The organism is Herbaspirillum chlorophenolicum (assembly GCF_001189955.1).
Taxonomy (GTDB): domain Bacteria; phylum Pseudomonadota; class Gammaproteobacteria; order Burkholderiales; family Burkholderiaceae_D; genus Herbaspirillum; species Herbaspirillum chlorophenolicum.
Window position 1 is genome coordinate 136,664 of the sequence record NZ_LFLT01000004.1, and the last position, 12,686, is coordinate 149,349.

The window sequence follows — 12,686 nt, forward strand, 5'->3', positions numbered from 1 at the left end:
ATCGGCCAGGCACCTGCTCAACGACAAAAAACATTGAACAGTTGAAATTCGGATTGATGCTACTATCGATGCAATACTTTCCGAAACGGAACTTTCCAACTCGTCATGCCAGGGGAGGCAGACAAATGAAGGAATCCGGGATGCGGCGGCGAATACCAGGGGACGCCGACGCGCAAGCCTTGCTCACACTTGTACCGACCACACACGCCGCCACGGCAGAGGAACAGGTCATCATCAAGCGACGCCATCTTCTGAAAACCGGCGCATTGGCATTGCTGGGCCCGCTGCCGCCCTGGGCACTGGCCGCCGATAACGAACAATCGATCGTGCTCGGCTTTGCCGGCGGGCTGGGCGCCAAGCTGCAAACCAACATCAGCTTCAGCTCGCGCGACGGGGCATTGCAGGCGATAGAGGAAGCCAACCAGCGCAACATCGTGATCGGCGGCAAGCCCACGCGCTTTTCCCTGCGGCTGGCGGACGACCAGTCGGAACCGAACTTCGCGCGCATCACCGCCAACTCCCTGGTCGCCGCCAAAGTGGCTGCGGTCATCGGCCACGACACGACCGATACCAGCGTCGCCGCCCTGCCCATTTATGCCGAGGCAGGCATTCCAATGATCACCCCTACGTCTACCGGACGCGTCATCACGGCATCCGGCTACACCAACGTATTCCAGATGCCCGGCCACACCGATATCACCACCGGGCACCTGGCCGAGGCCACCGCCAGCATCGTTCGCGCCCGCCGTATCGCCGTACTGGAGAATGGAACCCAACTCGGCGCGGCACTGGCAGATGGTTTCATCCAGAACCTCAAATCCCTGGGCGTCGAACTGGTGACGCGCGACTCCGTCACACCCAAGACCTCCGATTTCAACGCCCCGCTGTCGCGCCTGAAGAGCAGCGATCCCGAGCTCCTGTTTTTTACCGGCGTCGGTCCCCAGATAAGCGCCTTCCTGCAAAACTTCCAGCGCCTGGACCTGCGCTGCAAACTGCTTGTGACCGGCGGCGGCGTCAACGTCGAATTTCCGCGTGCCGGCCCTTATCCGGACGGCTCCTACCTGTTGATACACGGATTGCCGCCGGAGAAGCGGCCTGGTTATGCGGAGTTCGAGAAAGCCTATCGCAGCCGCTTCGAAACAGCCATCAGCGCCTACACCATGTTCGCCTACGATGCGGTCGGCATGACAATCGAAGCAATTCGGCGCCTGGACTCAGCCAATCCCAAGCTGCTCATTGCCGAACTGCACAAGATGAAATACAAAGGCATCTCGGGCAACATTTCCTTCACCTCCGACGGTAGCCAGGCCAATCCGCCCTATACGCTCTACCAAGTAAGCCAGCAGTACTGGAGGCCGATCAAGACTTATGGCGGTTGAAACGAGTATTTCCCTGGCAGCGCAAAAAAAAACGCCGCGGTTTTAACCGCGGCGTTTTTCTTTCTGCCTTTTCACCTTTTCCCGGGAAAAATCAGAAGGTCTCCCACTCATCATCGTTGATACTTGGCTTGGCCTTGGCAGGTGCGGGCTTCGGCGCCGGCAAAGGCGCCGCTGCAACTGCCGGCTTGGCTGCGACCTTAGGTGCAACAGGCTTGGCAACGGCCGCAGGACGGCTCATCGCAGGCGCCGGTGATTTCACGGGCGCCATCGGTACACCCTGATCGGCGCCATCTTCGACGCGGAAGGCGGCCACCGCCTGCTTGAGACGGCGTGCCTGCTCCTCCAGCGAACCGGCGGCGGCGGCGGCTTGCTCGACCAATGCCGCGTTCTGCTGCGTTACCTGGTCCATCTGGCCGATCGCATGGTTAACCTGTTCGATACCATTGCGCTGCTCTTCGGATGCCGCCGAAATCTCGCCGACGATGTCGGTAAGGCGCCGTACCGCAGACACCACTTCCCCCATGGTTTCGCCTGCACGTGCCACCTGGTCCGAACCGCTGCCCACACGCTGCACCGAATCCTCGATCAAGGCCTTGATCTCCTTGGCCGCCTGCGCGCTGCGCTGGGCCAGGCTGCGCACTTCGGAAGCCACCACCGCGAAACCGCGGCCCTGCTCACCGGCGCGCGCGGCTTCTACCGCAGCGTTGAGCGCCAGGATGTTGGTCTGGAAGGCGATACCGTCGATCACGCCGATGATGTCGGAAATCTTGCGCGAGCTTTCGGTGATGCCTTCCATGGTCTGCACCACCTGCCCCACCACCTCACCGCCGCGGCTGGCGATATCGGAAGCGCTGTTGGCCAGTTGGCCTGCCTGGCGCGCGTTGTCGGCGTTCTGCTTCACTGTTGAGGTGAGCGAATCCATGCTGGACGCGGTGGTTGCCAGCGATCCCGCCTGCTGTTCGGTGCGGGAAGACAGATCGAGGTTGCCCGCAGCGATTTCGCGCGCACCGATGTCGATGGCGTCGGTACCCTGGTGGATGCCCTTGATCACGGCGGCCAGGCGTTCGCGCATCGAGGCCATTTCATACAACAGGCTCTTGCTGTCGCCGGGACGCGTATCGACGCGCACGGTCAGGTCGCCGGCGGCGATGCGCGTGGCGATATTGACCGCATAGGCCGGCTCGCCGCCCAGGCTGCGCGTGATACGGCGGATGATGGCCAGCATCATGGCCGAGACCAGCACGCCCACCACCAGCAGGATGCCCAGCAGCTTGAACAGTTCGGAACGGAATTGCGCCTGCACGTCGCTCAGGAACACGCCGGTGACGATGTACCAGTCCCATTGCTCGTTGTGGACCAGATAGCTCATCTTGGGCGTGCGGTTGCTGTCATCGGTGCCGGGCAAGCGGCCCATGTATTCGACGAAGCCCTTCTTGTCCGCCTTGCCGACCTTCACCATCTCGGCATAGTAGGCCTTGCCGTTGGAATCCTTGCGGTCAGCCACGTTCTTGCCGACCATGGCCTTGTTGGACGGCAGCATCAGCACCACCGGCTCCGAATTGAAGATGAACAGGTAATTGTCGCCGTCGTAGCGCATGGCCCCGATGCGCTCCAGCGCCGACTTCTGGGCATCGGCCAAGGACAGGCGGCCGGCGGCGACGTCGGCCACGTAGCTGTTCACCACGCCGTTGGCGGCTTCCACGACACGGCGCAAACCGTCCTTGCGCTCTTCGATCATGTTGTTGCGGCCGCTGATGGCGGACCAGGCGACAAGTATCAGCAAACCGATCCACATCACGACCAGCGCGGACAGGAGTTGTGCTTTGAGGCTTTTCATTGTTTTTCTCCGGAACAGGCCACCGGCGCAAAAGAGCGCCGGAAATAGTTATTTTTGGCGAGATGCAACGATACGCCACAAGCAAGCCCGACAATCCCATGAATACATATCCATCGCCCCCGCGATTGTTGCGATTGAATAATTGACAACACACCTCCTCGATATTCCTTCCCCCGCCATTTCCATGCCGTTTTATCAATTCCTTGCGCAGCGGCGCCGATTCATCGGGCGTTGTTAATGACGGTATAATTCTCAGCTTTCCCCTGCACTTTGCCAAAGGCCGTCGGCGGCATACCGGCCCGGCCCACAGGATCTTTCCAGTTCAGCACCGTGAATCCCTTACTCGACCAGTTACAGCCCTACCCCTTTGAAAAGCTGAAGAAGCTGTTTGCCGACGTCACGCCCGATCCCGACTACCGCCCCATCAGCCTGGGCATCGGCGAGCCCAAGCATCCGACGCCGCCCTTCATCCAGAAGGCGCTGGCCGACAATCTCACGGGCTTGGCCACTTATCCTGCCACCTTGGGCAGCGAAGTCCTGCGCGGCACCATTGCCGATTGGCTGCAACGCCGCTACGGTATTGCGCGTCCCGATCCGGCGACCGAAGTGCTGCCGGTCAATGGCTCGCGCGAAGCGCTGTTCTCGCTCACGCAAACCGTGGTCGATCCGACCCGGCCCGGCGCGCTGGTGATGTGCCCCAATCCGTTCTACCAGATCTACGAAGGCGCGGCCTACCTGGCCGGCGCCCAGCCTTATTTCGTCAACTCCGATCCGGCGCGCAACTTCGCGCCCGATTTCAGCCAGGTGCCGGAAGAGGTATGGGCGCGCGTGCAACTGCTGTTCGTGTGCTCGCCGGGCAACCCGACCGGCGCCGTGCTGTCGCTGGAGGACTGGAAGGAGTTGTTCGCGCTGTCGGACCGCTACGGCTTCGTGATCGCCTCCGACGAGTGCTATTCGGAAATCTATTTCAAGAAAGAAGCGCCACTGGGCGGCATGGAAGCGGCGCACAAGCTGGGCCGTACCGGCTATCCGCGCCTGATCTCGTTCTCCAGCCTGTCCAAGCGCTCCAACGTGCCGGGCATGCGCTCGGGCTTCGTGGCAGGCGATGCCGCCATCCTGAAGAAATTCCTGCTCTACCGCACCTATCACGGCGGCGCCATGAGCCCATCGATCCAGGCGGCCTCGGTGGCGGCATGGAAGGATGAGACGCATGTACAGGACAACATCGCAAAATACGTCACCAAGTTTTCGCAAGTGACGCCGCTGTTGCGGGAAGTGCTGGACGTGGCTCTGCCGGACGCCAGCTTCTACCTGTGGGCGCGCGTGGGCAAGCTGGTCGACATCAGCGACGAGGAATTCGCCCGCCGCCTGTACGCCGAATATAATGTCACGGTCTTGCCGGGCAGCTACCTCGCACGCGAGGCGCACGGCATCAATCCGGGCGCCGGCCGCATCCGCATGGCCCTGGTGGCCGAAGTGGATGAATGCCTGGAGGCGGCGCAACGCATCGTCGCCTTCGTCAAGAAATTGACCGCCGGCAAATAAGCCCAACGCAATCTGCAATCCGTTTTTATTTTTCACCCAACCGTTCATCGACATCAACATGACACAGTCCATTCAGCAAATCATCGACCAGGCATGGGAAGACCGCGCCAGCCTCTCCCCCAAGACCGCTCCGGCAGACATCCGCAATGCGGTAGCTGAAGTGATCGCAGGCCTGAACGATGGCACCCTGCGCGTCGCCAACCGTCAAGGCGTCGGCCAGTGGGAAGTCAACCAATGGGTGAAGAAGGCCATCCTGCTGTCCTTCCGCCTGGAAGACAACGTGGTGGTGTCGTCCGGCGCGCCCGGCTACCCGCAGTTCTACGACAAGGTGCCGACCAAGTTCGCCAACTACACCGCTGAAGATTTCGCCAAGGGCGGCTTCCGCGTGGTGCCGCCGGCGGTTGCCCGCCACGGCTCCTTCATCGGCCGCAACGTGGTGCTGATGCCGTCCTACGTCAACATCGGCGCCTACGTCGATGAAGGCGCGATGGTCGACACCTGGGCCACCGTCGGCTCGGCCGCCCAGATCGGCAAGAACGTCCACCTGTCCGGCGGCGTCGGCATCGGCGGCGTGCTGGAACCGGTGCAGGCCGGCCCGGTCATCATCGAAGACAACTGCTTCATCGGCGCCCGTTCGGAAGTCGTCGAAGGCGTGATCATCGAAGAGAACTCGGTGCTGTCGATGGGCGTGTACATCGGCCAGTCGACCAAGATCTATGACCGCGAAACCGGCGAAGTGCACTACGGCCGCGTGCCGGCAGGCTCCGTCGTGGTGCCGGGCAACCTGCCGTCCAAGGATGGCAAGTACAGCCTGTACGCTGCGATCATCGTCAAGAAGGTCGATGCCCAGACCCGTTCGAAGACCTCGATCAACGAACTGCTGCGCGGCGAGTAATCACTGACGCAAAGTTGTACCCCTGCGCCGCGCCGGTTGTCACGCACACCGGCGCGGCGTCGTGTTCTGAAGCGCCCCGCATTGAACGAGTAAAAGAGCATGGCAAAAGACATCACGCTGTACGGCATCCCCAACTGCGACACGGTCAAGAAAGCCCGCGTGTGGCTGGACGAGCAAGGCATCGCCTACACCTTCCACGATTTCAAGAAGGCCGGGCTGGACGCCGCGCAGGCACAAGCCTGGCTGAAGGATGTCGAACGCGACGTGCTGGTCAACCGCAAGGGCACCACCTGGCGCGCACTGCCTGACGAGCGCAAGGCTGCGGTCACCAATGACGCCGCCGCAGTGGCGCTGATGGTCGAGAACCCGTCGGTGGTCAAGCGCCCGGTGCTGTTCGACGGCAAGCAATATCACGTCGGCTTCAAGGCCGACCAGTATCAACATATCTTCGACAAATAAATCATGAGCAAGACGCTGGCCCTGACCCAGGAACTGATTTCCCTCTCCTCCGTCACTCCCGACGACAAAGGCTGCCAGGCGCGGCTGGCGGAATTGCTCGCGCCGCTGGGCTTCACTTGCGAGACGATCCAATCCGGCGACGTCACCAACCTGTGGGCGCGCAAGGGTAGCGAACAGCCGCTGCTGGTGTTCGCCGGCCACACCGATGTGGTACCGACCGGCCCGGTCGAGAAATGGCAGTCGCATCCCTTCCAGCCGACGCTGAAAGACGGCCGCCTGTACGGCCGCGGCGCTTCCGACATGAAGACCTCGATCGCCGCCATGGTGGTGGCCTGCGAAGAGTTCATCGCGGCCAACCCGGGCCACAAGGGGTCGATCGGTTTCCTGATCACCAGCGATGAAGAAGGCCCGGCCGTCGATGGCACCGTCATCGTCTGCAATGCGCTGAAGGCCCGCGGCGAACAACTGGATTACTGCATCGTCGGCGAACCGACTTCGGCCAAGACCCTGGGCGACATGATCAAGAACGGCCGCCGCGGCACCATGTCCGGCAAACTGACCGTCAAGGGTATCCAAGGCCATATCGCCTACCCGCAACTGGCGCGCAACCCGATCCACCAGGCCGCGCCCGCGCTGGCCGAGCTGGTGGCCGAACAATGGGACGCCGGCAACGAGTACTACCTGCCGACCTCTTGGCAGATTTCCAACATCCACGGCGGCACCGGCGCTTCCAACGTGATCCCGGGCGACGTAGTGATCGACTTCAACTTCCGTTTTTCCACCGCCAGCACCGTGGAAGGCCTGCAGCAACGCGTGCACGCCATCCTCGACAAGCACGGCCTGGAATACGACCTGAAGTGGACCGTCGGCGGCCTGCCCTTCCTGACGCCGCGCGGCGACTTGAGCGCCGCGCTGTCGGCAGCGATCAAGGACGAGACTGGGCTTGACACTGAATTGTCGACCACCGGCGGTACCTCGGACGGCCGCTTCATCGCGCAGATCTGCCCGCAGGTGATCGAGTTCGGCCCGCCCAACGACAGCATTCACAAGATCGACGAGCACATCGAGGTGCGCTATATCGATCCGCTGAAGAACATTTACCGCAAGACGCTGGAAAACCTGCTGGGCTAAGTCCCAGGGCGCCAAGCCCGGAAGCGCCTTGCACTTCTCCGCCATCCTCGCGAGGGCGGCGATCCAGTGACGTTTTTCGATATTTCGATATGCAACGAACGCCACTGGGTCCCGGCTTCTGTCGGGACGACAAGCATGTGCGTCATTCGAGTGATCAGGACTATCGGGCTCAACAAGAGATCAACATCATGACATCCAACAATTTCTCCACCGTGCGCGACCTGCTGCGCTACGCCGTGACCCGCTTCAACACCGAGCAGCTATTCTTCGGCCACGGCAGCAGCAACGCCTTCGACGAGGCCGCCTACCTGATCCTGCATACGCTGAAACTGCCGCTGGACCAGCTCGATCCCTTCCTCGACGCGCGCCTGCTGCCCGACGAGATCGCAACCGTCATGCGCGTCATCGAACGCCGCAGCAAGGATCGCGTGCCGGCCGCCTACCTCACCAACGAAGCCTGGCTGGGCGCTTACCGCTTCTATGTGGACGAACGCGTGATCGTGCCGCGCTCCTTCATCGCCGAACTGATCCCGCACCATTTCTCGCCGTGGATCCAGGATCCGGAAACCATCGAAAACGTGCTGGACCTGTGCACCGGTTCGGGCTGCCTGCCCATCCTGCTGGCCGACGCCTTCCCCGGCGCCCAGGTCGATGCCGTCGACATCTCGGCCGATGCGCTGGAAGTGGCGCACAGGAACGTCGCCGACTACCACCTGCAAGACCGCATCACGCTAGTAGAGTCCGACCTCTACACCCAGCTGGCCCCGCGCAAGTACGACCTGATCATCAGCAACCCGCCATATGTGAATTCCGGTTCGATGGCCAAGCTGCCGCAGGAATACCTGCGCGAACCGCAACTGGCGCTGGCCGGCGGTGAGGACGGCATGGACCTGGTGCGCAAGATCGTGGCCGGCACCGCCGAGCGCCTGACCGAGAACGGCGTGCTGGTGGTCGAGATCGGCAACGAGCGCGAATTCGCCGAAGCCGCCTTCCCCGACCTCGAACTGACCTGGCTCACCACCAGCGCCGGCGATGACATGGTGTTCCTGCTGACGGCCGAACAGCTGCAACTGGGCTGATCCGCCTCGCTTTTTTCCGATTTGACTGACCAATGATCCGTTTCCAGCAAGTTTCCCTCGCGCGTGGCATCAAGCCGCTGTTCGAGAACGTCGACCTGACCCTCAACCCCGGCGACAAGATCGGCCTGATCGGCGCCAACGGCGCCGGCAAATCCAGCCTGTTCGCCATGCTGCGCGGCGAGCTGCACGCCGACCAGGGCGATATCGGCTTCCCGGCCAAGTGGCGCATGGCCTATGTAGCCCAGGAAACGCCCGCGCTCGACCGCTCCGCCATCGAATATGCCATCGATGGCGACGTCCACCTGCGCGAACTGGAAGCGGCCCTGGCCGATGCAGAGGCGCAGCCCGAAAGCGCAGCCAATGGCACACACATCGCCGAACTGCACACGGCGCTGGCCGATGCCGATGCCTATACCGTGCGCTCGCGCGGCGAGCAGTTGCTGCTGGGGCTGGGCTTTTCGCTGGAACAGATGGAGCGCCCGGTGGCCAGTTTCTCGGGCGGCTGGCGCATGCGCCTGAACCTGGCACAAGCACTGATGTGCCCGTCCGACCTGCTGCTGCTGGATGAACCGACCAACCACCTGGACCTGGATGCCATCATCTGGCTGGAAGACTGGCTGAAGCGCTACCAGGGCACGCTGATCATCATCTCCCACGACCGCGACTTCCTCGACGGCGTGGTCAACGTGATCGTCCACATCGACGACCGCAAGTTGAAGCGCTACTCCGGCAACTACTCCTCCTTCGAGCGCCAGCGCTCGGCGCAGCTGGAGCTGATGGCGGGCATGATCGAAAAGCAGCAGCGCCAGCGCGCCCACCTGCAGTCCTTCATCGACCGCTTCAAGGCCAAGGCCTCCAAGGCGCGCCAGGCGCAAAGCCGCATGAAGGCGCTGTCCAAGATGGAAGAACTGGCGCCGCTGCGCGCGGCGGCCGAGTTCTCGTTCGAATTCCGCGAACCCTTGTCGGCGCCCAATCCGCTCCTGGTGATGGAGAAGGTCAATGCGGGTTACCGCATTGAAGGCAAAGGTAGCGAACCAGACGAAGAAAAAGTGATCGTGCGCGGCATCGACTTCTCGCTGCAAAGCGGCCAGCGCATTGGCCTGCTGGGCGTAAACGGCGCCGGCAAGTCGACGCTGATCAAGACCGTGGCGGGCGAAATCGACCCGCTGTCGGGAACCGCACGACTGGGCAAAGGACTGGTGATCGGCTACTTCGCCCAGCACCAGGTCGAGATGCTGCGCCACGACGAGTCGCCGCTGTGGCACATGACCCGGCTGGCGCCGGATGTGCGCGAGCAGGAACTGCGCAACTTCCTCGGCAGTTTCAACTTCAACGGCACCATGGCCTCCTCGTCGATCGCACCGTTCTCCGGCGGCGAGAAGGCGCGCCTGGCGCTGGCGCTGATCGTCTGGCAGCGCCCCAACCTGCTGCTGCTGGATGAGCCGACCAACCACCTCGACCTCGAAACCCGCGAAGCGCTGACCATGGCGCTGGCGCAGTTCGAAGGCACGCTGGTTTTGGTTTCCCACGATCGCCACCTGCTGCGCGCCACCACCGACCAGTTCCTGATCGTGGCGGAAGGCAAGTTGCAGCCCTTCGACGGCGACCTGGACGACTACAAGGATTGGCTGTTCAAGACCAAGCTGGCTGCGCGCAACGACAGCACCGCCGCTGCGCCGTCGGCGCCCTTTCCGGGCAAGGCTGCGACCGAGCCCGAGCCGGTCGTATCGCTGGCCGACCGCAAGGAACAGAAACGACTGGAAGCCGAGCAGCGGCAAAAGATATCCGCGCTGAAAAAGCCGATCGAGCAGCGCATCAAGCGGCTCGACGAGCAGATCGCCAAGCTCAACGCCCGCAAGGCCGAGATCGACGCACGCCTGGCCCACCCGGACATCTACGACGCCGCCAACAAGGAAGAACTGAAGACGCTGATCACCGACCAGGCCTATTGCATCAAGGAACTCGACCAGATGGAGAACGAATGGCTGGAACAGCAGGACGCGCTGGAGCAGCTGCAAGCCTGACGCTACATGGCGGCGGTGTCCCCCGGTTCGCGACCGATTAAATGCGATAACTTGGCCACCTTCCGGCATCAGCAGCCCGGTACATAAGCTTTCTACATCAATGTATGAAGCGAGCCCTTGTACTTTGGCAAAACGAAGGCATCATTGCGACCTGGCTGCTTTTTCCGCAGCATTCATTCAGAAAGGAAGCATGCGATGAACAAGAACTTCAAGAAATGGCTGCTGGCCGCTGCTGGCGCAACCCTGCTGGCATCCAGCCTGTCGGCCTCCGCCGCTGACCTGCTGCAGACGGTCAAAAGCCGCGGCACGCTGAAAGTCGCGCTGGAAGGCAACTATCCCCCGTTCAATTTCAAGGATCCGAAGACTGGCCAACTGACCGGTTTCGAGGTCGATGTCGCCAACCTGCTGGCGGCCAAGCTGGGCGTCAAGCCCGAATTCACCACCACCGAGTGGAGCGGCATCCTGGCAGGCCTGGGCGCCGGCAAGTATGACGTGATCATCAACCAGGTCGGCATCACCGACGAGCGCCAGAAAGCCTTCGATTTCTCCGATCCGTACACCCTGTCGAGCGCACAGTTGATCGTGCGCAAGGATGAGACGCGCCAGTTCAACAGCCTGGAAGACCTGAAGGGCAAGAAGCTTGGCCTGGGCCAGGGCACCAACTTCGAGCAGAAGGCCAAGAGCGTGCCGGGTATCGATGTACGTACCTATCCGGGTTCGCCCGAATACCTGGCGGACCTGGCTGCAGGCCGCATCGACGCGGCCTTGAACGACAGCCTGCTGGTGAGCTATATCCTGAAGTCGACCAAGCTGCCGCTCAAGGGTGGCAACCCGGTAGGCGCGGTCGACAAGATCGGCATTCCGTTCCGCAAGGATAATCCTGAGTTCAAGGCGGCGCTGAACAAGGCCCTGGCCGACATCAAGGCTGACGGCAGCTTCAAGCAAGCGTCCGAGAAGTGGTTCGGCATTGACGTGAGCCAGCCGCCGAAAGCACAATAAGGCGCGCTTGGCCGTCGGCGGTTGCGCAACGCAATTGCGGCGGCCGCGGGCCCCGACCTTCCTTTGTCTCTCCCTTGGACAAAGGAAGCAAACTATCCCCGCATCGCGGGGATAATTTTTTATATCGAACGCTTATGGAAATCGTAGAACTGCTGCAGCAAGCCGCTCCCACGCTGATGAAGGGCGTCGGCTATACCTTGCTGTTCGCGTTGTCGTCGATGATCGGCGGGCTGGCCCTGGGGTTCGTGCTCGCGGTGGCGCGCATCGTTCCGTGGCGCCCGGTGCATTGGCCCGCAGCGCTCTACGTGAGCCTGATGCGCGGCACGCCGCTGCTGGTTCAGATCTTCGTCGTGTATTACGGCCTGCCCAGCGTGGGCATCGAGTTTTCGCCGCTGACGGCCGGTGTGCTGACCTTGAGCCTCAATGCCGGCGCTTATCTGTCTGAAAGCCTGCGCGGCGCCATCCTGGGCGTGACGCATGGCCAGTGGAATGCCGCCTACAGTATCGGTCTGACCTATTTCCAGACGCTGCGCTTCATCATCGTCCCACAGGCGGTGCGCATCGCCGTCCCGGCCATGAGCAACACCCTCATCAGCCTGATCAAAGACACCTCGCTGGTGTCGGTGATTACCGTTACCGAACTGATGCTGGCGACCAAGGAAGTCATCGCGGTCACCTTCCGCCCGCTGCCTTTGTACATCGCCACCGCCTGTATCTATTGGGCCTTGAGCCTGTGCTTCGAAGCGCTGCAGCATCGTCTGGAGAAGAAGCTTGGAAAGGCTCATCAGACCTAAGGTGCTTCGCCTATGCGCAGCGCAAAAACAAAAAGCCCGGACGAGGTTTTCGTCCGGGCTTTTCTTTTCATAAAATTACCGCTTGACTGCGATCTGCTGTATTCGATCCGCCACAGTTTGATCGCGGCATGAAGAGAGCGCAGCGATTTTTGTTTCCACCCATCAACGTTTGCCGCGATAAATGTCCTGTCCGACTTCATTGATCTGGCGCCGCAATTCGCGCCGTTCATCCGGGCTCAGCTTTCCACTGCGGCGTTGTTCCTGCTCATTGTCCATCTGATTGCGACGATCCTGCGGACCAAATTCCATGCTGCGCTGCCTGAAGTCGCCCTGCGGTCCCGGCATCGGCCGACCGCCTTGCGGAGGGGCTGCCATCGAGGCAGACACCAATCCCAGCGCCAGCACCGCGGCCAGACAGAGCTTGTTGACTACTGCAATCTTCATAACGCGTTTTTCCACAAATTCGGAGAATCAAAACCGAATACCTTCGGCGCGATTCCAGTGTAGGGCGCAGGCCGCGATGGTATAAGATGATTAAGGTAAG

The 12,686-nt window shown here is 61.8% G+C and carries 11 protein-coding genes; 9 read left to right on the top strand and 2 right to left on the bottom strand.

The genetic code is table 11. From position 1 onward, the window contains the following. The first annotated feature begins 179 nt into the window (after positions 1-179). Entirely contained in the window at positions 180-1,379 is a 1,200-nt protein-coding gene (locus tag AKL28_RS04735; protein WP_197091042.1) for a branched-chain amino acid ABC transporter substrate-binding protein, read from the top strand. A 91-nt stretch (positions 1,380-1,470) separates the two neighbouring features. On the opposite strand, the gene AKL28_RS04740 is transcribed toward AKL28_RS04735, so the two are convergent. Continuing rightward, on the bottom strand, positions 1,471-3,216 hold the full coding sequence (locus AKL28_RS04740; RefSeq protein ID WP_050466908.1) for a methyl-accepting chemotaxis protein: 1,746 nt from the start codon (positions 3,214-3,216) through the stop codon (positions 1,471-1,473). 330 nt (positions 3,217-3,546) lie between these two features. On the opposite strand from AKL28_RS04740, the gene dapC reads away from it, so the two are divergent. The 8 genes from dapC (at position 3,547) to AKL28_RS04780 (ending at position 12,142) form a co-directional block, all read left to right on the top strand. After that, complete coding sequence (gene dapC, locus AKL28_RS04745; protein WP_050466909.1) at positions 3,547-4,761, top strand: succinyldiaminopimelate transaminase; 1,215 nt, start codon at positions 3,547-3,549, stop codon at positions 4,759-4,761. Between the two features lie 58 nt (positions 4,762-4,819). Next, positions 4,820-5,656 carry a 2,3,4,5-tetrahydropyridine-2,6-dicarboxylate N-succinyltransferase gene (gene dapD / locus AKL28_RS04750; RefSeq protein WP_050466910.1) on the top strand — a complete coding sequence of 279 codons (837 nt, stop codon included), beginning with the start codon at positions 4,820-4,822 and terminating at the stop codon, positions 5,654-5,656. A gap of 99 nt (positions 5,657-5,755) precedes the next feature. Next, positions 5,756-6,115, top strand: a complete 360-nt coding sequence (locus AKL28_RS04755; RefSeq protein WP_050466911.1) for an ArsC family reductase — start codon at positions 5,756-5,758, stop codon at positions 6,113-6,115. Positions 6,116-6,118: 3 nt separating this feature from the next. Further along, entirely contained in the window at positions 6,119-7,246 is a 1,128-nt protein-coding gene (gene dapE / locus AKL28_RS04760) for a succinyl-diaminopimelate desuccinylase (protein ID WP_050466912.1), read from the top strand. A gap of 188 nt (positions 7,247-7,434) precedes the next feature. Further along, a complete protein-coding gene (gene prmB, locus AKL28_RS04765) occupies positions 7,435-8,325 on the top strand; it encodes a 50S ribosomal protein L3 N(5)-glutamine methyltransferase (protein ID WP_050466913.1) in 891 nt (296 codons plus the stop codon). Between the two features lie 32 nt (positions 8,326-8,357). Further along, on the top strand, positions 8,358-10,349 hold the full coding sequence (locus tag AKL28_RS04770) for an ATP-binding cassette domain-containing protein (RefSeq protein WP_050466914.1): 1,992 nt from the start codon (positions 8,358-8,360) through the stop codon (positions 10,347-10,349). A gap of 195 nt (positions 10,350-10,544) precedes the next feature. After that, positions 10,545-11,348, top strand: a complete 804-nt coding sequence (locus AKL28_RS04775) for a cystine ABC transporter substrate-binding protein (RefSeq protein WP_050466915.1) — start codon at positions 10,545-10,547, stop codon at positions 11,346-11,348. A gap of 134 nt (positions 11,349-11,482) precedes the next feature. Next, positions 11,483-12,142, top strand: a complete 660-nt coding sequence (locus tag AKL28_RS04780) for an amino acid ABC transporter permease (RefSeq protein WP_050466916.1) — start codon at positions 11,483-11,485, stop codon at positions 12,140-12,142. A 162-nt stretch (positions 12,143-12,304) separates the two neighbouring features. Here the strand turns inward: AKL28_RS04780 and AKL28_RS04785 are convergent, their stop codons facing one another. Then, positions 12,305-12,586, bottom strand: a complete 282-nt coding sequence (locus AKL28_RS04785) for a hypothetical protein (RefSeq protein WP_050466917.1) — start codon at positions 12,584-12,586, stop codon at positions 12,305-12,307. Positions 12,587-12,686 lie beyond the last annotated feature (100 nt).

Excerpts from the sequence above, each read along its gene's own strand:
- AKL28_RS04740 (WP_050466908.1), bottom strand. The coding sequence starts at position 3,216 with ATGAAAAGCCTCAAAGCACAACTCCTGTCCGCGCTGGTCGTGATGTGG.
- dapD (WP_050466910.1), top strand. The coding sequence starts at position 4,820 with ATGACACAGTCCATTCAGCAAATCATCGACCAGGCATGGGAAGACCGC.
- AKL28_RS04755 (WP_050466911.1), top strand. The coding sequence starts at position 5,756 with ATGGCAAAAGACATCACGCTGTACGGCATCCCCAACTGCGACACGGTC.
- dapE (WP_050466912.1), top strand. The coding sequence starts at position 6,119 with ATGAGCAAGACGCTGGCCCTGACCCAGGAACTGATTTCCCTCTCCTCC.
- prmB (WP_050466913.1), top strand. The coding sequence starts at position 7,435 with ATGACATCCAACAATTTCTCCACCGTGCGCGACCTGCTGCGCTACGCC.
- AKL28_RS04770 (WP_050466914.1), top strand. The coding sequence starts at position 8,358 with ATGATCCGTTTCCAGCAAGTTTCCCTCGCGCGTGGCATCAAGCCGCTG.
- AKL28_RS04775 (WP_050466915.1), top strand. The coding sequence starts at position 10,545 with ATGAACAAGAACTTCAAGAAATGGCTGCTGGCCGCTGCTGGCGCAACC.
- AKL28_RS04780 (WP_050466916.1), top strand. The coding sequence starts at position 11,483 with ATGGAAATCGTAGAACTGCTGCAGCAAGCCGCTCCCACGCTGATGAAG.
- AKL28_RS04785 (WP_050466917.1), bottom strand. The coding sequence starts at position 12,586 with ATGAAGATTGCAGTAGTCAACAAGCTCTGTCTGGCCGCGGTGCTGGCG.